This is a genomic window from Bacteroides timonensis, from assembly GCF_000513195.1.
Taxonomy (GTDB): domain Bacteria; phylum Bacteroidota; class Bacteroidia; order Bacteroidales; family Bacteroidaceae; genus Bacteroides; species Bacteroides timonensis.
In genome coordinates this window covers 42,997-62,683 of record NZ_CBVI010000097.1, presented here as the reverse complement: position 1 = coordinate 62,683, position 19,687 = coordinate 42,997, and the positions used below count along the sequence as shown (strand labels likewise).

Below are 19,687 nucleotides of genomic sequence, written 5' to 3'. Positions count from 1 at the left end.
TTATCATCCAAATTTCACAACAACCTCCACAACCTCTCCATGAACCCTCCGCACATTCAACACCCATGCCGGAATCCCATGGTTGAAACAGCATTGGATAAACTCCATTCCGATGAACACTCCTGTATTGTACTCCTCTGCACCGTCCTTCGTGTCTTTGCGGAAAGTTACGGTCCCTTTCATCTCCTCATTCCTTCTTTTGCGATATTGTACCTCCTTTTCAAACATCATAAAGACTTCTCCTCTGACAATCTGCACCTGTTGGCCTCCGGTCTGCAGGAATTGCAGGTAGCTCTCCTGCAGGTCTTCCGGGCATCCGCTATGGGACAGCATGTTTCTTATCCCATGTATCTGAATCGAATTTTCCATATTTTTTATTTGGCTATAATTATCTTTTTATTCTTGATGACAAGCGTATCTTTCCCGCCATGATTCATCAGGTTTACATCTTTCAAGTCAATACGGCTGTTGGAGATGGAAAACTCCTGATGAATCGTATCATTCCGCAGGAAGTGGATGTCCTGCTTGTACAGGTTCGGAATGGAAAAGAACAGGGTGATTATCCCGATGAAACACAGCACCATCAATACCGCAAAGGTCACAAACCAGCGTTGGTATTTATGGTCTTTCACAACCTTCACTTCAATAGGCAAAGGAGATTCCTGGAAACTCACCCGTTTCTGCTTCCATGTTACCCGGCAACGCAGGTTCGGGAACTCATGCAAACTGAACAGTTCCGGCAGTTCCTGTAAGAAATGCAGGTATTGTTTGGTTTCCATCAGCACTTCCAGCTCCACCGTTACACGGATGACACTGCGTTTCATTATCTTGGGTTTCCCCGATGCGCCTGTGGGTTTGGCGACATTGACGGGACGGATGTCCGATGCCCCGTTATCCATGCTCATGGCAAGCTCCACGCCGGTGCTTCCTAAAGAGGGGGCTTCTGTAGGATGGGGTTCATAAGGGGACGAATTTTCCATCCCCTCATATTCCGCTATCAGGTCTGCTATTTCGCGTACCTCGTTTACTGTCACGTTCTTTGCCTCTGCATTGGCAAAGGTTTCCACTTTGGCCTTGACCATATCGGCCAGAAAGGCTTTTATCTTGTCTTCGCTTTTTTTATGGATGAGGTAGCTGGGATACTTCTTCGTGAAGTTCCGGGCTATGTTTTCCATATAATCTCTCGTATAATTATAATCACTTTCAATACGTAGAAAAAAAACGACAGATAAATTAAACTGATTTAATAATATTCTTCGATCCATAACTATATTTTATTTCTGTTCAATAGGTAAAATGAAATGATTGCCATTATCTTTACTCCAAGGAGTATAAATCCAAAATTGAACACTATCATCTTGAAGTAATAAATTAATAATTTCAGGATATTTTTTCTTAAATTCTTGAATAGTACCGATATGCAAAGTATCTTTTCCCGTGTTTTTAATTTGAGAAATAAATGGACGAAAAACAGATTGTAATATGCTATCTTCATAGCGTATGGAATGTCCTGTATGAAATACAAAAATTTCATTTGACAAACTATCAATTACTATTCGTCCTCTCCTATATGGAGTTAAAAGTTCTCCGTTCTTCTCCTTGTTAACAAGTAGATTATAATTCCATCCTTGCTCATATGAAAGTGCATATTTTATATCTTTATAATAATAAGAAATATGCCCCATTTGTTTATTACTATTTGAGATATTACACACTTTAAACATTAAAGGAAATTGAATCCTAAATATATAATCTTTTATACTATCATATCGAATTACAATAGGAAAATTCGATTCTATTTGTTCTACTAAAACTAAATTCGTCTTATGTTGAAATGAAGACAATATAATACCACTAAAAACAAAAAATACCACTAACCATTTCATGACTTAATCTGTTAAATAAAAAAAAGTTTCAATAATTGCTTCGGGAGCATAAGATTTGGGGGTATCTACTATTCTAACTAAAATATATACCCAATTTATAGCATCAGCCTCATTATATTCTCGTAATTCCACTTCGTGTAAAGTTTTGAATTTGCCATGTAATATATCCGACGCTGTTTTAGTAGATATTTTCAATAATTTAAATTCAATACCACTATTTGGCTTCCAACTATTTACAAACCTTCTTACAGCATCAATACCTTCTGTTTTTGCTACTTGCAAACGGTTTTCAATAGCAACACTTATGCCTTCTTCAATATCTTGAACCACACACTCAATTGCCATCCCTACGATAGCATCAGGAACAAAAGGTATTGATAATGAAGACTTCGGATCTTTAGCCCAATCAAAAAAACTAAAAACGTCCAATATCATACTTGTGTGTTTTAACAAACGAAAAATTGAAACTCTCATTCCATTATTTGCAAAAAAATGATATTGATTAATACCTTTAGTTGTTACAATCTTACCATCAACTTGAAATCCAAAATTTTTGCCTTGCTTTACCGTAACTTTGCTTCCATCAATAGTATAATATGTCGCTTCATATATTTTCCTATTACCTGTATAAACTTTCCCCGTATTGGTAACCATTTTCCCTTTTTCCAATTTTAACAAGGCAATATTCTTTATCTGTTGTTTTGCTCCTTCTTCTATTGAATCAACTATTTTATCTGATACATAATCTAAAAACAATTCAGATATTACTATTTCACACCCATCTGTAGTGTATAACTCGGGAAACCTATAAGAACCTTCTTTAGGACGAATATATAATAATGGATCTCCATAATAAATATCATTTTTTTTTGTAGAAGAAAGTAACGAAGCCTTTAATGTCATTTTCATAGCATTGTATTATTTTGTTTGTACTTTTTTAAATCAAAATGAATCATCTTAGCTACACCTTGGGCATCTACAATACAATCATCAACTTTAATTAATGTTTTCCCATCTTCCAATATTATCGTAAAAGATAGTTTATCCCCAGGTTGTGTATTTATTGTTTTTGCATATAAAGTTACAATTCCATCTTTGGGTAATTCTTCAATTATATTAGTTCCTCCTGCATCCTTCCAATACACCTCCACAATTTCAGGCTGTTTTTCCTCCTTCGATTCAGACGCAATCGAAACAATCGGCTGTTGCGAAATATCCGACACCTTCCACACCTTTTCCCTCACCTCCAGATTATTCCTCTTGATAATCCCCGGTGACAAATACAGCACCATCATCATCGGAGAGTTTCCTACACTCATATACTCCTCTATTTTCACACAGAAGCAGTCCCAGAACCGGAAAATGTCCGCAATCTCCACTTCGTTGTAGATGAAATGGATTTCCCCGTTGTGCATGGCTCCTTCGTTCAGCCAGTCATAGAAGAACTGTTCTTCACCCTTGCACTCAAACGCAAGCGTAATCAGGTCTCCCTCGACCGGCAGACACTCCCGATTGCCGATTTCCTCGCATACTTGGATGTGGAGTTGTATGATTTTTCTCAGATTCGGGTCATCATAGTGCCGGATGTGGCACCGATAGTTATAATAGAGTATCGGCACCTCCATTCCTCTTATTTTCAGAATAGTTTCATAAATCATGATAATACAGTTTCAGGTGAATGACTATGGTAATAGGTCACGGCTGATCCAATAGTATGTCTGCCCGTTGGACTGAAACGGCTTGCCGGCGGCTTCGTCCAGCAGTTTTTTCTTTTCCTTGAAATATTCAATCAGCATGTCCAGCTCCGCATCCGTAATCATTTTCTTTTTCCGCAAGTCCTTGACACGGTAAACTTCAAAGAAAGGATAGTCGGTCGGGCAGGAGGTAAACCTTTGCAAGACCTCTGATAGGGGCATTCTCAGGAAAGTCTTTCTCCCTACCTTGCAATATCTGTCCCTGTTGCGCTCTGAAAGGAAATGTCTGACCAGTTTTCTCCTTGCACGGCGGGTTGAGGCATATTCCGGTGCGTTCAGGCTGTCCGTCTTTACACGTACGGTAGATTCTTCGGCATCTGCCTGTAGGTAGTCGTCCGGACAGTCGCAGATATCCACCTTCGCTTGCTTTTTCTTTTTGACCGCTTCGTATTTATAGTCAACAATCAGCTTGGAGGGTGCTTCCACATACTTTCTCAACCGTTTGAACTCCTCTTCGTTGACAAGCAAATAATAGTCCAGTGTGGAGGACAGCGAGTCCGGCAGTACGATTGGCTGTGCAGGCAGGCTCCAGGCAGGTTCGGTATCCGGAAGTACGGATAGCATGGGGTGTACCCCCGACTGGCGGATATGGTAATAAGCTGTCATTGTCGAATCTGTCCTATATCGGTGTGTACCCACTTCGTCGAATGCCCTTGCCAGGCTGTTGCTCAGCAGGGTATTGTCAAACTTCACTTGTATCAGCATGGAATCCACGGCGGTGGTCAGTCCTTCCAGTTCCAGCGATTCGTTCTTTTGCGGAAACACCAGCCATCCCTGTGTCATGCTCCGGTTTGGAAAGTCCAGACAATAGGTGTTATGGTTCACCTCCGCATATTCGTTTTCATTTCTGATTTGTTCGGGATATACAATCAGTTCCCGTTTTTTCCGGCTGATGCGTGGTGCCGAGCAATCTATCATGTTCCCGATTTGCAGCACGAAGTTGTTGAAGTTATCCGGTTCTCCTCCGTAGAGCTGGAAGCCGATCATGCGGCAGTTGTTTTTTACCAGCTTGTTCACCAAGGTGGAGTCTGCCCACTCGCTGTTGAACCCTTTATCGCCGATGACAACCAGGATATTGGTTTCATCCGGACATTTGTTGAATTGCTCCACTCCGATCCGAAGGCCGGACCAGCTGCCGAATCGTCCGTATGTAGGTTTCAGTTGCTCGGCATTACGTGCTTTGGCGGAAAGGAAATCAAGCAGCTCCATGTAGTCGGGAGTCAGTTTGCAGATGGGGTCTTTCCGGCTGTCCGGTTCGTTGAAGGTAAGCACGGCACCGAACCTGAAAGAAAAGCTGTCGTCATTCACCAGTTGCGATTGCAGTCCCTGGATGGCATTCACCACGGCTGGAAACCGTTGGATGGTGTTCTCTTTTCCTTCCAGGACAAACATGAGGTTTATTTTTTGCAGGTCCTTCTCTATCTTATTTTTGAAAGTCCCGTAATAGATTGGATTGCCGTTGACATTCAGCACATAGCTTTCCCGTTTGTCGATGACCGGCATCGGAAGCCGGGTTTTGAAGCAGAAGCTCGTGTCATTGTTCCGGTAGGACAGTACCGGGCTGTAGCGGATAGCAGGCTGGCTGGCCGAAAGTTGCAGTTTCCGCTTCAGGTCGTTGGATGATAGCGGCAAGGTGTCTTTCCGTTCCTTGTCTTTAAAGACGAGCGTGCTGTCCGGCAGCGAGGTTATGTCTATATGGAGCTGCTGTTCGGGGGCGGTCAGCAGGCGTTCGTCTATCCATCCGATGACAGCATGCCCTATGCTGTCTGCGTCAAGCTGCGGCGTGTCTGCCACGAGGGTGCATCCTTTGTCTTCCGATATTTGATAAGGATATACGACACTGTAAAATGGAATCTTGCCAGCCTCTTGTGTCAGGTCTGTATTTTTGAACAGTTTTACGGAGTCGTTGGCAAAATACGTTTTTGGGGTGGCCAATGCCACGCTGTCGTTCAGCATGACCACCTGTTTGTTTTTGAATCCGGTAACAATGTCGGTAAAGCCGCTCTGGGTCAGCAACAGGTCGTTTTGGTTGATCCATCCGCAGTATTTTGCCTGTTTCCATTCTTTCAGTTTCCCGTTTTTCAGAATGGCTGGGTCGTATTGAATGACTCTGAGCCAGTCTCCTTTTCGCTTGATGACGAGAAATGCGTCCATGTATTTCACAGACTGCATCTCGTTCTTTCCGCTCGGACTCAGATAGGTCGTTCCTGCTTCATTGGCAAAGACAATCCACGGGGTATGCTTGGGCAGTGTCTGGCTGCGGGGAGCCTTTACCCCTTCTATGGAATAGTTTCGCATATATTCACGGGGTACATTCTTTATCCGCGTAAAACGGTGTACCGGTCCGCAGGATGCCATACAGATGATGCACCCGCAAATCCATCCTCCTTTTATGAGTGTCGATATGCAATTCTTTTTCATGCCTCATTTGTTTTTTTGTTCGGAAAAGCGTTCGTGCTGTGTTACCATCAGCTGCATCACACATTCGTTGTTCAGGTTGTCTCCCATATCGACGAACACCTCGTCTATAAGGGTTTTCCTGCGTGCTATGATTTTCAGTCCTTGGCAATAGGAATAGAAATCATTCTTCTTGCTGTTGTTGACGGTTACCGCTATGTCCGGATTTCCGCAAAGGTATTTCTTCAGGATATAATTGTAATGGGTATTGAACGGCTTGCCGTCCACGATGGCTTGCAAGTGTTCACGGATGTCATTGCCGATGATGACAAGCACGTCTGTCGAGTCGTTCTCCGTATATTGGGGAAGGATTTCAATGGTGTGCCGGACCGGATATTGGGTATTCTCCGTAGTCAGCAGAACCTCGTATATGCCGGGTTCTGTATAGGCGTAGAGTGGGTTCTGCTCCCGCGAATCGACAATTCCGGATTCTCCGAACTGCCAGCGCCATTCTTTCGACGGACCGTATCCTTTGAAAGATACGATTTCTCCTTGAAAGGCGGTTGCCGGTGCTTTCATCCTGACAAGCTCGTCGCTTCCGTAATCATCCCGGCTCCTGTGTACTGTGATGATCTGTTTCCTTTCCAGTCCTCCGTCCACTTGAAGGCGCACTTGGTAGCGTCCCGGTTTCTTGAACACGTATTCTCCGCTCCGTTCGTGTGATATGTCCCCGTTGCCGAATTCCCAAAGCCAGGAGCGTGCGTTGCGGGTGCTGTCTGCATAATGGACCGTTTCTCCGGTTTCCACCTCTATGGGGGTCAGTGTCATACGCACGGTGCGGCTGGAAAAGAACAGCCGGATCAGTATGGCGACAAGGATGCACAGCAGCATGGCTGCGATTACGAACAGAATCTTTCTGGTATAAATTTTTCCCATGTCATTTGTTTTTAGTTCCTGAGCGCAAGTCTTCCTCCTTTTTCTGCAAGCCTATCTCGCACTCCTCCAGATTGGCTTTGAACAGACTTATGTTTTGTCCGATACTCCATAGCTGTTTCCTGTCGGACAGCCACATGGCATAAAAGTCGGCAATGTGCATGAACAGCTTGTATCGCTTGTCCCAGCTGTTCCTTTCGTATGTGTTCCGCAGGTTGTTTATCAGATAATGGATGTCGTCTTCTTCGTACTGGGCGTAAACGCCTGGTTCAAATGTTTCTATTTTACGGAACAGGGAGTCCACCGGCAACTGGCTTTCCGCTTGTTCCTGCTGGAAATCCTTGATGCGGTTCATCTTGATCTTTACGAACTCTTTCTGCTCAAACATCTTGAAATCTGAGTTCCACATGAAGATTACCAGACAACACGCTACGGTTGTCAGGAAAAAGAACAGGAATACATAGGCATGTCCCATGAATATTTCCCGTTTGTTCATTGTCTTTCTGTTGTTGTCCATGGCTTTCCGTTTTATTGTTTGTTGCCGCCGGAACCCACATTCAGGTTACGTCGTGTTTTCCAGTTGTCTTGGATGCACTGCATCAGGTCTTTCTTCACCATCTCTTCCTGGATATTCAGCAGACGGATGGAGTCTTTTACCCCGAGGAAGATGTTGAGGTTTTCCAGCAGCTGCCTGTAAAGTCTGCAATCTTTGGTGTCCATGTCTTGGACATATTTGAGCAGGTTCATCTTGCGCGTACTGACTACGCTTTGCAGGAGCTTGTCGTTTATTTGCGGTGAAGTGTTCATCAGTTTCATGTACTGGTAGATGGAGTCCATGCTGTTCGACAGGGACAGCTCTTTGGCATAGATATGGTCATATTCCAGTGCCTGCTCCGTGATTCGCTTTACTTCTATGCCGGAGGTTTTCAGGAAACAGGCAAAGATGCTTACCGCAAGGATGGTGCAGCATGTCAGATAGCCCGCGAATCTCAGATAGGCTTTCCTTACTTCTGTGTTGTTTTTCGGTTTCATATAGGATGATGTTTTATATTCATAAATAGGTGCTGATACCCAGATAGGCGCCTTGTTCGGTTGGGGTTCCCAGCCAGAACCGGGCGTCTTCCTGCTGGATGATGTAGCGGATCTGTATCTCCTTGTCCGAGGGGAGGAACAGTTCTGTCAGCGCATTCAGTATTTTACTGTCGGCGGCGCCGGGAAAGAAGCTCTCCATCCGTCGGGCGGACAGGGGACCGATTTCCACCAGCATCTGGTAGGTACCGTCGGCAAAACTGTTTCCCAGAACCATGTCGTCTCCCAGAATGCAGCTTCCCAATTTGGGAATAAGGCAGGAATCCACTTCCACCACGCATTTGTCTCCTCTCTTGATATGCACGGGCACACCGGTCAGAATGGTCATGCACTCGCCGGTTTTGGAGAGGCTCGCTGTAATCTGTTCCATATAGGCCAGCATATGGACAAGCATGACCGCCAGATGGGTCGGCAGCAGTTCCAGTACGGGCCATTGACCGGAAAAGATGCTTACGAAATCCGGATGTACGTTCATCTCGTCAATGCGGCGTTCCTTGTTCTGGAAGGCTACCAGCATATGGTCCAGGGAGATTTCGAAAGGCTTGAAGAAACGGCGGGCGAAAAATTCCTCTTCACGGTGGATGCGGATTTCGTCCAGCACCTGTTCCTTCGATATTTTCTCGGACTGGTAAAGGTTCTTGTGGAATATGCCTTCGGGCAGCTCGTCATAAAGGCTTCTCCTGTTCACATAAAGATACAGGTAATCCGTCAGGTCATAATGGGAATATTCCGGGTGGATGTCATGGATGTCTTTCGAGAATCCGCGCCGGATGTCTCCCCGTCTGAATATGAGGGTACGCTCTGCATCATACCCGGCTTCTTTCAGTCCGCTGGCCACCACTTCCGCCTTGAAGTCGGTATCCGGCAGGTTGAATGAATGGGAATGTTCGTCAAACCGTACTATTTTATCTTGTTCTTCCGTCATGTCCGTTCGCTTATAGGGGATTAGTCCAGTATGTTCCAGCGTGACTCGCTCGATTCTTTCGGTTGTCTGGAGCGTTCGGCGACAACGATATTTTCCTTGTGCTTGCCGATATATTCCAGACGGCTGAGGGTTGTCCACAGGTCATTGAACAGGTATAGGAAACGTTCCGCCGTAACCATCAGCTGGCGGATATTGTGGTGGTTGTACAGCAGCCCGCAGTTTTCCCTCAGCAGGCCTTCGTAGGCACCGGGAGTGATGCCGTTCCATTCGTTGAAGTATTTCAGCAGGTCCTCCTTGTCTTCCTTGTCCATGAAACTCAGGCATACATACAGGCGGTGAGCCAATGTGGAGAATACATTCAGGAAGTGTAGCGGTGAATAGTATTGCCCCTCGTTGCGGAAGGAGAAGTAGATATCGGATATGAACAGCATGACATGGCGGCACAGCATACCGATGTTGGTAGCCAGGCTGGTCTGTTTTTCTGCATTCTCCACTTTGGCAAGGATGTCAAACGAGGCCTTTTCTATGGAATCTACAAGTTGCCCGAATTTAGTATAGTAGCCTTTCAGGTCCGGATGGCTGGACATGCTTGTGCATGGCGGGATGAAGTTTCCGTCCACTTCACAGCGGTTTCCGTTCTTGCGCAGACGGCCGATCAGCAGAAAGTGTCTTCCCAGCTCGCTTCCGTCGGTCTGTCCGCTCGGCAGCACGCTCAATGCATATTTGGGTAAGGCATTGGGCTGGCGTGGACTGATTTCCTTCTCGTTCGGAATACCCGAAGGAAGATGCTCGAAAGGGTCTGCCATCAGTATGACATCCCACCGCTTGTCCTTTTCTTCTTCCTCTTCTGTAGGGATATGGAAACTGGCGGTGAGTTCGTCATCCTCACCGGCATCATAATCTATCAGGTAACCTCCGGAAGTAAGGGCGTGGCAACGTTTCAGACGGACTTCCAAGGTGCCTGTAACGAGTTCCGTAATGCTGAAATCGCCGGAAACCGGCTCTCCTTTCTTGAATGGCAGGAGTCCGTAGGTATTGCGGTTCAGATGAAATGACTGGTATTCGCACAACCGGTCCGTAAAGTGGTCTTCCTGTTGGGTGAAATGCCCTTTGTTGACAGGCATTCCGTCTGCCCAGTTTACCAGCGGATATTTTTTCTTTTGGCTCTGTTTTCCTATCATAATGTTTCTATTTAATATTCGTTATACTTTATAAGTTCGTTTGCCACACGTTTGGCTATGATTACATCGTGTCTTTTCAGCTTGTTGCCGGCAAGTGTAACGTCGGGGTCTATATAGCGCCGTCTCTTGAAAAAGGACGGTTTGGTATAGAATACCCATTCGTAATAGGCTCCTCCTTCATTCTTATATACGATGGGCGAAGACGGTGATTTGAGGTTGCAGTCGTCAATCATGCGCTGGAACCACTGCCCGAAGATGACATCCTCGGATGCCTTGCCGGTTATGCGTTCCGATGCGGGGTCATCCACCCTGCGGAATATGTCCACATCCATTACGATGCTCCGTTCACGGTTGATGTACAAGGTATCCGAATCATATTCCTCCGAATATTTCCATACTTTATAAATTTCAATGGGTATGTCGAAATAGCTGTTCACCGTTTGGGAATACAGGAGTGGAAATGCAAAGGGCAGCAGGCAGGTGGAGGCCCAGATGCCGTACTGGAGTTCGTTGCAGAGGTTGAACACTACGGAAAAGAGTCCGGCTCCCAGAAGCATGACCGTAACCGTCAGCAGGCATTGGATGCCGAAAGAAGGCATTTCCTTGCTTGATGCGAACACTTTGCGAAGGATGAGCCGGTTGTAATATCCGGCAGTCCAGTACAGGATGACCAGCAGGATATAGGCATAGGGCATGAAGTTATAATCCATGAATCCGGACAGGCCGGGCAGGGCAAGGATTATGCCGCACAGCAGCAGATACGCAATCAGTTTTTTGTTATTGAGCAGCTTGTTCTTGCGTGCGATAAAATAGGCTGCGATTCCGAAAATCACGGTCAGCAGCGGCATCAGCAGGTACGATGAAATGAGATGTTGGGTAACTGGGTTCATAAGTATGGTATTTATGCTTTATTGTATTCTATGAATATCCGGTAATTGAATGTGTCCGGCGAACAGGCCGAGAGTTTGGTACGCAGGTTGTCTTTTATCTGTTTTTCCTGCGAAGGCTCATCCAGTTTCGTTCCAAGAATCAGATGGACTTCTTTGGTTCGGATCAGTCCTTCGTGCGGCATCGGGCTGATTTCCACCCCGTTCCGGATTTCTGTCCGCACCAGCAGTTCGCCGAGTTCTTTTTTGCAGAAGCTGGCTATGTCGTTCTGTGTCAGGACACGGCCGTGCGAAATGAAGGCGTATTTGTAGATGTCAATCCGTTCTCTGTTTTGGGGGGCTTGTTTCCCGCCGTAGGTGGTACTGACCAGAGCCAGTGTCTTCGGGTCCAGGTAAGTGGTGGCATTGGGGGACAGGTTTACGCCTGCCTGTATCCGGTTTCCTACCTCACAGTTGGTTGTCCAGTATTTGACGGTAATCTGCCCCTTGCCGGACAGTTCGTCAATCATAAGGTAATAAGGTGTTTCCCTGAACTCGTTCATGTTGTCTGCCGTCTGTTTCATTTGCGCCATCAGCTGCTCCATCTGGATGGTAAGTGCCTGTAGCTTGATGCTTGATACGGCATTGAAGGCATGGGTCTCGTCATCCAGCAGGTCGGACAGATAGCCGAGCAGCTCCTTGGCGGAACGGGAGTCGAAACGCTCGCATCCTCCTTTGCGGATGGAGTAGGTTCCATAGCTTTCCGTGGAATCCTTTGCGGGATAGAGGAGTTCATGGTAGTTCTTTCCGTCAGAATCCTTCACGCTGTATACGGACAGAAGGGATTCGTAGCTGCCCGTGCGCAAGGGTATCACCCTGAAAGTTTCCTCAAGGGTGGTCGTCTGTTCGTGAAGCGTCTTGTTCTCTACAGGCACGATATTGATGCCGGCATGAAGTTCTTCAAGGACTTCCGCTGTGAAATGGGCGGGGAACTGTATCTTCACCCATACCAGCTTGTCCTGCATCTTCTCCAGAACGGCCTCTTTGAAACAGGACCGCAGGGTGTCCGGAAGGTTTTTCCTGCAGGAACCGTCGAGTGGAAAGGACTGCGATACCTTCAGAAAATGTTTGCTGTAAATATCCATGACTTCCTTGTCTATGACGGACATTACGTCATAGTCTTGGAAAAAGGCACGGGTTGGTTCTTTCTGTATGGTTGTCTTTTCATGGATTCCCCCTTCCATCACGACTGTTTTCCCTTCTACGGACCATTCCGTACAAGGGAGCAGGAGCAGATATTCATAGCTTTCCGTAAGGTTGGGAAAATCCAGATAGAACGAAAAGTCTTCAAGGTCGGAAATGGATTCATCCACCGCCATTCCTAACCAGACGGTACGCGGAGGCATCCTTGTCTCTGCACGGGCAATCATGGTCTTCTCCAAGGTAGGGGCTATCCGGTAGAGAAGGTCGTCGCAGACCATATATTTCACGTCGGCTTTGTGCAGCAGGGTATCGCAGGCGGGATAAAACGATACGCTTCCGGTCGATAGCTTCCGGGTAAGCGAGTCGCTCTCGTAATACATGCCCGATTCCCGGGTTATCAGGTAACACGGTTCTATGGGATAGGCGTGTACGATGCCGTGTGCGGGAAAGGGTGAGGTAAGGATGTCCGGGGTAAGGATTCGGGCGGTCTTTTCCAGCAGCCTTGTCTCGATGGCGGTAAAATCCTCTCCCAGCATATATATCTCGTTGGACAACGCTTCCAGCAGGAGCTTGACAACCGGGTCGAAGTTTTCCGCCTTTTTTATTCCCCAGAAAGCCGCAGCGTATTTCAGCATACGGTTTCTGATTTGCTCTTTATTGTATTTTTCTGTACTCATAATCCTTTCATCGGGTTGAAATCGGTCCTAAATAGATTACATAATAGAAACACCGTTTTTCTCCGGTATGTACCAGGGTTCCATATACATATACTTGTACACGTTTCTTTACGGCGGGAGCGTCAAATACATTGTCCTGTCGGGTGGTGTCATCAATGATGACACGTACATTTACACCTGTAAGCCGCTTCTCGTGCCGGGTAATTGCCTTGGTTATGTATTCCGAGAATTGTCCTTCCCAACGGGTGTGTGAAACAATGCTTTCAAAGTCGAGAAAAAAGATCTCACAGCCGAACTCCTTGTCAAAGGCATGTTCGCCGGGAGCCGTACTGATCAGCAGTTCGATAAACTGGTCGATGGACTCGATTTCCGAGCAGGATGCAAGACGGCTGTTTTCCACATCCTCGCTGAGCAGGGCTTCAAAATCCAGGGGCAATTTGCAAAACTTTGTTTCCATACTTGTCAGTGCCATTCGTTTTCAAATTCTTCGTCTATGAACTTCAGTGTTCTTGCGGCAAACAGAAGGACGATGCTGCTGGAATTGGATATACGGTCAACCTTGCGTTGCAGACGGATGCAGTTCCCATCCACAAAGCGCAAGGCAAATGCCGCTTGTTGGTCGGGTTGCTCCTTCTGGTAGATCCGTATTTCGCCGTCTTCACGGGAGTGGCTGTATGCGGCCCATCTCAACAGCTCGTCACCCGGCATACCGATAAGGGTACAGGTAATGAATCCGCCGTATGCCTCACCTTCAGGCAATCCGTCACGGTCTGTATTCCGCTTGAATTGCAGGTCGAACTCTTCAATGCTGTATGTCTCATGGCAGACGGACAGCCGCATCACGTAGCGGTCATCTGGCATTGAAGATTTTTTGTTTTTGAACAATGAAGTGAACCAGTTCATGATTATAAGTTTAAGTGACACGAATCGCCGGTCTCCATTTCCCGGAAGTGGATGAATAGTGATATACGGCTCTCTTTGGTTGTTGAATGCACATTGAAATCAAGGCATTTTGCTCCCTTGAAACGGATGATCTCTTTGGGAGTACCGGGCAGGCCGGAAGTGTTCATCACCTCTCCGTCCTTCAGGATTCTTGAATTGAACATCCATTCCAAGAGTTCCTCTGTAGGAAATCCGGCAATGCTTACCCGTATTTTACCTCCGTAGGTCTTCCCGGTTACCTTTCCGTTAGGAGTGGTTTCTTTCCGGAAGTCATACTCGTAGCCCAGCAGGTCGTATGCCTGCACTTCCTCATGCTCCGAGGGTTCGGCTGTCCAGAACTTGATATACGATTGTGCACTCATATCCTTATGTTTTTTTATTCTTCTTCACTCATCAGATTGGTTTGCAGCATGGTTGTCAGAGTCCGTTCCTCGTTCATGCGTGATTCAACGAACAGTACCGTATCTTGGCTGTCCAGATGCTTGCGGGCGTAGGCTAGCAGGTAGGCTTTGAATGCCTGTACCTTTGTCCGATATTCCTCTAAAGGGAGGGCGAATATACCTCGTTCTCCCACACGTTCTAATCCGTATTTCTCCAGTTCTTCTTCAAAAGACTTTTCTAATTGACCATTAGCTATGATATAAATCACTAATACTTTATATTGTCTCATAATAATCTATTTAAATATTAACGATATATTGAATAAGGTTTAGAAAATTGATATTCAGAGTCTTTAAATTCTCGTCTTATATGAAATTTAATCTTATTAGCAACTAATCATAATCCAAACCAATATACACTGCATTGTCAAAGAGAATAAAAATATTCCATAATATAGTGTATATTTTTTATCCGTATTAAACTTCACAAAAAAAACTCGTACTTATTTTTTTTAAACAAAAACAAATAGTTCGTAATATATATAACCGCACATATAATCACAAAAAATATACTTAATACCAACATGTTATTGAAAGCCATTTGAATGACATTGACCCTAGTAATTTTATAAATAAGCCAAAATATAAAACTTAAAAAACAAAGTGTATGGGCACAAATATAAGAAGTTGAAAATATAATAATCCCAGAATCTATACCTCGTTCATCCACTTCTCGTTTATTCAAAAAAGACACAATATTGTTAATATATTCATTAAGTCGTAATCTAACTTTTTTGTTTTGCAACCAATATATTGGATTTAGCAATCTATTAAAAAGATAGAACAACAATGTATATGTACAATAAAACATTATATTCCAATATAAATTAAGCAATGTTTTCATTTTAATATCAAAGAATTTGAAATATCGATAATAATATCTTCTCCCAACTCACCACCAAAATACCCTCCAATAGCACTTCCGATAAACCCTCCAATAGCAGCGCCGGCACCGATTCCAATACCAGCAGTAAATAGCCCAGCAACAGTAGCTCCTAAAAACGTTCCTATTTTTGTACCTAAATATAAACCAGCAGCCCCTCCAGCCATGCCACCACCAATTTTTAAAATAGTATTTTGGGTATTATCTCCAAATCCTTTATCTTTAGCCAAAGCGTACCCTATTTCAAGAGCATTTAATCCATATTCAATAGGTTTTATTGCATTTCCTATTTTCTCCCCGATACGAAAAAGTGAATAAGTCTTAACATATTGATTACCATAAAAGATATATCCTGATTGTTTTTCAAAATAAAGTCTCAAATTTTTATTTGAAATTCTAGTTTTTCCTGTTTTAGTCAAACCTTCTGCAAAATTGCCAACATATCCACATACTTCCTTTGAGTAATCTATAAGACTATCAATCAAAGTGTTAGTATCTTTAGTTCCTAAAAGTTTCAGTAACTCTATTGACAAACGATTACTATGATTATAGTTATCAAAATCATAATCATATGTTTCATTTATATCCATACTTTTCACTTCAATTTTAATATTGAAATAAGTATCGGATTCATCGGTAGATATGATTATTTCAGAATCCTTTTTAGGTATCATCAATGGGCCTTCTGGAATATTTAAGACATACATATCTCCTTTTTCTGAAACTAATTTATTACGAATATCATCAGGTGTCAAATGAAGGCTCTTGATAATTGCCAACAAAGAAGTATCTATTTGTTGAACTTTTATTGGATTGTATATATATGATGAATTTTCTAATATAGCCATCTCCGATGGGATGTTTTCAACATATGCATACCCACACCCAATGACAAATCCTTCATAAGGATATCCTTGGATACAGCTGACCCTAAAGTCATCTAACTCCATATATGTTGTTCTATAATTTCCCATATTACACCCATCTATTGTCGAAATCAACACCTTGAACAGTTAATGTTTCTGGAGAAATCGTTAATGTTGTAGATAACCCCTGTCCGAAACTGATACTTCTGTGTAGCCTTATGCAATACGCGTTCATAAACGCCACCTCAAATATCACCCCGGACGTTCCGGTCTTGAACAGAACTGCCCCGTTCTTTTTCACCCACGGTTTCACAGCCCATCCGTAGATGTTGCTTTTCACCGTCTGCGAAAGGGTTATCATGATTCGTCCCCCTCGCACTTCGCCTTCCGGTTGGTTCTTTAGGTTATCTACTGGCTGGTGAAAACCTATTTTGAACTGTTCCACTGCATATTCGTCGCCGTCAACGCTGAATATGACATTCACGTTGCTGTCCACTTGCGGAAAATTAAAAAGTCCCATAACGCTGCTGTTTTTAAAACACCCACTGATTTTCAAACTCTTCTGTACCGAATGCCAGTTTCTGTGCCTGTACGGTCAGTTTGGTCGCAATATAGCTTTTGCCCTGCCGGATATAGCTGATTTCCATATCCACACAAGTCGCTTTCTCAAAGAGTATCTTTTCGAGCGTGGAGCCTTGGTTGTCATGAACTACGATGGCTCCGCTCTGGTATTTACGGGCATCCAGCATCCACTGGATCATATCACGGTTGGGAAGATGGGGATAGGTCACATAGAATGTGCCGCCTTTTACCTCGGTCTGTGCCTGTCCTTTAATATCTATCCCTTGGGCAAATCCGAATTCGCAGCCGATGAGTTGGTAGCTGTCCTTGTACATGTCGGTCAGTGAGGAGGCAGCCAGGTTGCCTATCTTTAAGAATACGGTATATCCAAACATACGATACTTGATTATTGGTGAATATTCCAGGTTAATTCATTCTGTTCGTCCAGACCTACCTCCAGACTTTTTCCTTTGCCCAGCTCCTCGTTGATGATAAGCCGTGAAATCGGTCTGCGCAGATAGTTACGGATTACACCGGCCACTTGGCGGGCACCGTATTTGGGTGTGAATCCTTTGTGTGCAAGCATCTTACGGGCATCATCGGTGATGGTTATGCCGATACCCTGCTTGTCCAGAAGCTTTCTGACTCCATTGAACTGTATGTCGAATATTTTCAGGAGTATGTCTTCGCGGATGGGGGAGAACGGAACGATTTCAGACAGGCGTGCCAGAAACTCCGGACGGAAATACTGCCCCATCACCTCCATGATCTGGGTGGTGGACGGAACATTGCCGGACTCAAGTTGCTTGGTCAGCCACTCGCTTCCTACATTGGATGTGAACAGCACGATGGAGTTGGAGAAATCCCCTTCCTTGCCCAGACGGTCATGCAGTTTTCCCTCGTCCATGATTTGCAGGAAAATGTCATATACGGACGGATGCGCTTTCTCTATTTCATCAAAGAGGACAACGGTATATGGCTGTTGCCGTATTTTATTGACCAGCATGCCGCCTTCCTCATATCCCACATATCCCGGAGGCGCTCCGTACAGCAGGGCGGCGGAGTGTTCTTCCTTGAACTCGGACATGTCGAATCGGATCATGGATTTCTCGTCATTGAACAGGGCTTCCGCCAGTGCTTTGGCAAGTTCGGTCTTGCCGGTACCGGTGGGTCCCAGCAGGAAGAAGGAGCCGATGGGCTGTCCCGGCTTGTTCATGCCGCTACGGGATTCCAGGATGGCATCCGTCAATGTCTTCAGGGCCTGGTCCTGTCCGACGACGCGTCGCCTCAGATAATCTTCCATATTGAGTAGCCGTTCCTTTTCCTGCGACTGTATCTTGCCGATGGGGATGCCTGTCTTGCTGGCGACAACGGCGGCTACCTCATAGATACCCACCTCCTCTATTTTCTTCTCTGCAAATTGGAGGAGGACGTTCAATGCGTTTCTCAGATAGCCGGTCAGTTCTTCATACTCCTGCAATTCATGGATGTCCGCTTCATCGGGTATGACTCCTAAAAGGATGGGGCTTAATTTGTTGTGCATTACGAAAAGCAGCGTTTTCAGTTCTTCGGTCTTTTCCTGAAGGTCCTTTTCGTCCTTTTCTATTTCATCCAGCCCGGACAACAGGGCCTCCACATTTTTCTTTCCTGTTTCATTGACCATCTTGATGGCGGAGAGCGTCATGTCCAGCAGACCGATGGCGGAATCAGGCAGACGGCGGTCTTTGATATACCGTTTGGCAAGACGGACACATTCGGCTACGGCTTCGTTGCTGATTCTTACATGATGGTAGTCCACGTATTGTTTCTGCACGGAGTGTAGCATCTGGATAGCAGACTTTATGTCCGGTTCGCTTACCTGTATGACCTCGAAACGGCGGCTGAAAGCATGGTCCGGCTCGATTATTTTGCGGTATTCGTCAATGGTGGTGGCACCGATGACGGTCAGGTCGCCGTGCGACAGTTCGGATTTCAATACATTTCCCGCACCGGTATTTCCTTGTCGGTTGTCCAGCAATACATGGATTTCGTCAATAAACAGGATTGCATTGTCGATATTCCGCAATTCTTTCAGGATGTTTTTCAGGCGATCCTCGATTTCCCCCTTGTAGGTGGCTCCCGCAATCAGGGAGGCGTTGTCCAGTTCAAATACACGGGTTTCTTCCAGAAACGAGGGTACTTTATGGTTGACTATGTCCCAGGCAAGTCCGTAAACCAGTGCTGTCTTTCCTACTCCGGCATCACCGACAATCAGGACATTGGACTTGCTCCGGCTTCCCAGTATCTCCATGACCATACGGTTTTCACGGTCGCGGTTGATGACCGGATGCAGCTTGTTGGCCGCATCTTCGGTTAGATCCACACAGTATTTGCCCAAGAAGGAGGATGAGGCGGAAGTCGGGGCATAGGACTTCTCCGTAGTGGCGGAAGGACATGCCGGCTGCCCGTTACCTATATATATGGAATGGATATCCTTTTCCAGAATGGGGAAAGACCTGAGCTGGTCGCTGGAAAAAGCGACACCGGGTTTTGCCAGTGCCAATAGCACACAGATGGGATTGATGTCGAACAGCCCGAACTGGATTCGTGCATCGTCTGCGGCACGGAAAACGGCGTCAATCCGTTCCGAAGGCTTGATTTCGGACAACTGGGTGGATTTCGGGCATTGTTCGATATACACGTCCGCCCATTCCTCCAGATAGCCTAAATCCTTGCCTATACTTATTATAAAATCTCTTAACCCTACATCTTTATGAAGTAGAGCCTTCAACAAATGCGAGGGTGTATAACACTCGTTCGCATTTTCACGAGCCACTGCAAGTGCTATGTTAAGCGCAATTTTTACAGAATCATCAAGATTGATGAAACCAACTCCTGTTTCCATAATCGTAAGATTTAAAAATTGCGCAGGAGAACATTGCAAATATAAGGCAAAAAAAATAATTCGGCTATTGTTGGCAGCCTTTTTTTTATGCTTATGGGCATATTTTCGGTAAAAACAAGAAAAAATCATCAAAAGTTCTTTGTAGTTTTCAGAAAATGCCATATATTGGGCGCAGAAATTGAAGGACAAAGATAGGACTG

General features: G+C 45.1%; 21 protein-coding genes. All 21 read right to left on the bottom strand.

Annotated features, from left to right (window positions below; all coding sequences use genetic code 11):
• Window positions 1-3: 3 nt before the first annotated feature.
• A complete protein-coding gene (locus BN161_RS18350) occupies window positions 4-369 on the bottom strand; it encodes a hypothetical protein (protein WP_044269106.1) in 366 nt (121 codons plus the stop codon).
• Window positions 370-374: 5 nt separating this feature from the next.
• Window positions 375-1,265 carry a hypothetical protein gene (locus tag BN161_RS18345; RefSeq protein WP_044269103.1) on the bottom strand — a complete coding sequence of 297 codons (891 nt, stop codon included), beginning with the start codon at window positions 1,263-1,265 and terminating at the stop codon, window positions 375-377.
• A 9-nt stretch (window positions 1,266-1,274) separates the two neighbouring features.
• Entirely contained in the window at window positions 1,275-1,886 is a 612-nt protein-coding gene (locus BN161_RS18340) for a hypothetical protein (RefSeq protein ID WP_044269100.1), read from the bottom strand.
• A 3-nt stretch (window positions 1,887-1,889) separates the two neighbouring features.
• Window positions 1,890-2,795, bottom strand: a complete 906-nt coding sequence (locus BN161_RS18335; RefSeq protein WP_044269097.1) for a hypothetical protein — start codon at window positions 2,793-2,795, stop codon at window positions 1,890-1,892.
• A complete protein-coding gene (gene tssD / locus BN161_RS18330; RefSeq protein ID WP_044269093.1) occupies window positions 2,792-3,544 on the bottom strand; it encodes a type VI secretion system tube protein TssD in 753 nt (250 codons plus the stop codon). Before tssD (BN161_RS18330) ends, BN161_RS18335 begins: the two co-directional genes overlap by 4 nt.
• Window positions 3,545-3,568: 24 nt before the next feature.
• Window positions 3,569-6,061: a type VI secretion system protein TssR domain-containing protein gene (tssR, locus tag BN161_RS18325; protein WP_044269091.1), complete on the bottom strand. Its 2,493-nt coding sequence runs from the start codon at window positions 6,059-6,061 to the stop codon at window positions 3,569-3,571.
• A gap of 3 nt (window positions 6,062-6,064) precedes the next feature.
• Complete coding sequence (locus BN161_RS18320; protein ID WP_004288733.1) at window positions 6,065-6,973, bottom strand: PKD domain-containing protein; 909 nt, start codon at window positions 6,971-6,973, stop codon at window positions 6,065-6,067.
• Between the two features lies 1 nt (window position 6,974).
• Window positions 6,975-7,487, bottom strand: a complete 513-nt coding sequence (locus BN161_RS18315; protein WP_004288732.1) for a type VI secretion system transmembrane protein TssO — start codon at window positions 7,485-7,487, stop codon at window positions 6,975-6,977.
• Between the two features lie 11 nt (window positions 7,488-7,498).
• Window positions 7,499-8,002, bottom strand: a complete 504-nt coding sequence (locus BN161_RS18310; RefSeq protein WP_044269088.1) for a type VI secretion system TssO — start codon at window positions 8,000-8,002, stop codon at window positions 7,499-7,501.
• A 19-nt stretch (window positions 8,003-8,021) separates the two neighbouring features.
• The gene (locus BN161_RS18305; RefSeq protein ID WP_008777995.1) at window positions 8,022-8,984 is read right to left on the bottom strand and encodes a type VI secretion system baseplate subunit TssG; all 963 of its coding nucleotides are present in this window, start codon (window positions 8,982-8,984) and stop codon (window positions 8,022-8,024) included.
• Window positions 8,985-9,004: 20 nt separating this feature from the next.
• The gene (locus BN161_RS18300; protein WP_004288729.1) at window positions 9,005-10,165 is read right to left on the bottom strand and encodes a hypothetical protein; all 1,161 of its coding nucleotides are present in this window, start codon (window positions 10,163-10,165) and stop codon (window positions 9,005-9,007) included.
• A gap of 11 nt (window positions 10,166-10,176) precedes the next feature.
• Window positions 10,177-11,055 carry a TssN family type VI secretion system protein gene (locus tag BN161_RS18295; RefSeq protein ID WP_005858621.1) on the bottom strand — a complete coding sequence of 293 codons (879 nt, stop codon included), beginning with the start codon at window positions 11,053-11,055 and terminating at the stop codon, window positions 10,177-10,179.
• Window positions 11,056-11,066: 11 nt separating this feature from the next.
• Window positions 11,067-12,911, bottom strand: a complete 1,845-nt coding sequence (locus tag BN161_RS18290; protein WP_044269084.1) for a type VI secretion system baseplate subunit TssF — start codon at window positions 12,909-12,911, stop codon at window positions 11,067-11,069.
• A gap of 7 nt (window positions 12,912-12,918) precedes the next feature.
• Window positions 12,919-13,383, bottom strand: coding sequence for a GPW/gp25 family protein (locus BN161_RS18285; protein ID WP_004288726.1), 465 nt, complete (start codon window positions 13,381-13,383; stop codon window positions 12,919-12,921).
• Complete coding sequence (tssD, locus tag BN161_RS18280; protein WP_008777997.1) at window positions 13,374-13,814, bottom strand: type VI secretion system tube protein TssD; 441 nt, start codon at window positions 13,812-13,814, stop codon at window positions 13,374-13,376. Before tssD (BN161_RS18280) ends, BN161_RS18285 begins: the two co-directional genes overlap by 10 nt.
• A gap of 2 nt (window positions 13,815-13,816) precedes the next feature.
• Window positions 13,817-14,215 (bottom strand): type VI secretion system tube protein TssD, encoded by a 399-nt coding sequence (gene tssD, locus BN161_RS18275; RefSeq protein ID WP_008777998.1) that lies wholly within the window; start codon window positions 14,213-14,215, stop codon window positions 13,817-13,819.
• 14 nt (window positions 14,216-14,229) lie between these two features.
• Entirely contained in the window at window positions 14,230-14,523 is a 294-nt protein-coding gene (locus BN161_RS18270) for a hypothetical protein (RefSeq protein ID WP_044269077.1), read from the bottom strand.
• Between the two features lie 610 nt (window positions 14,524-15,133).
• A complete protein-coding gene (locus tag BN161_RS18260) occupies window positions 15,134-16,126 on the bottom strand; it encodes a hypothetical protein (RefSeq protein WP_044269074.1) in 993 nt (330 codons plus the stop codon).
• A gap of 25 nt (window positions 16,127-16,151) precedes the next feature.
• Window positions 16,152-16,562, bottom strand: a complete 411-nt coding sequence (gene tssD, locus BN161_RS18255) for a type VI secretion system tube protein TssD (protein ID WP_004288720.1) — start codon at window positions 16,560-16,562, stop codon at window positions 16,152-16,154.
• 13 nt (window positions 16,563-16,575) lie between these two features.
• Complete coding sequence (gene tssD, locus BN161_RS18250) at window positions 16,576-16,998, bottom strand: type VI secretion system tube protein TssD (protein ID WP_005858603.1); 423 nt, start codon at window positions 16,996-16,998, stop codon at window positions 16,576-16,578.
• Window positions 16,999-17,009: 11 nt separating this feature from the next.
• Window positions 17,010-19,487 carry an ATP-dependent Clp protease ATP-binding subunit gene (locus tag BN161_RS18245; RefSeq protein WP_044269205.1) on the bottom strand — a complete coding sequence of 826 codons (2,478 nt, stop codon included), beginning with the start codon at window positions 19,485-19,487 and terminating at the stop codon, window positions 17,010-17,012.
• Window positions 19,488-19,687 lie beyond the last annotated feature (200 nt).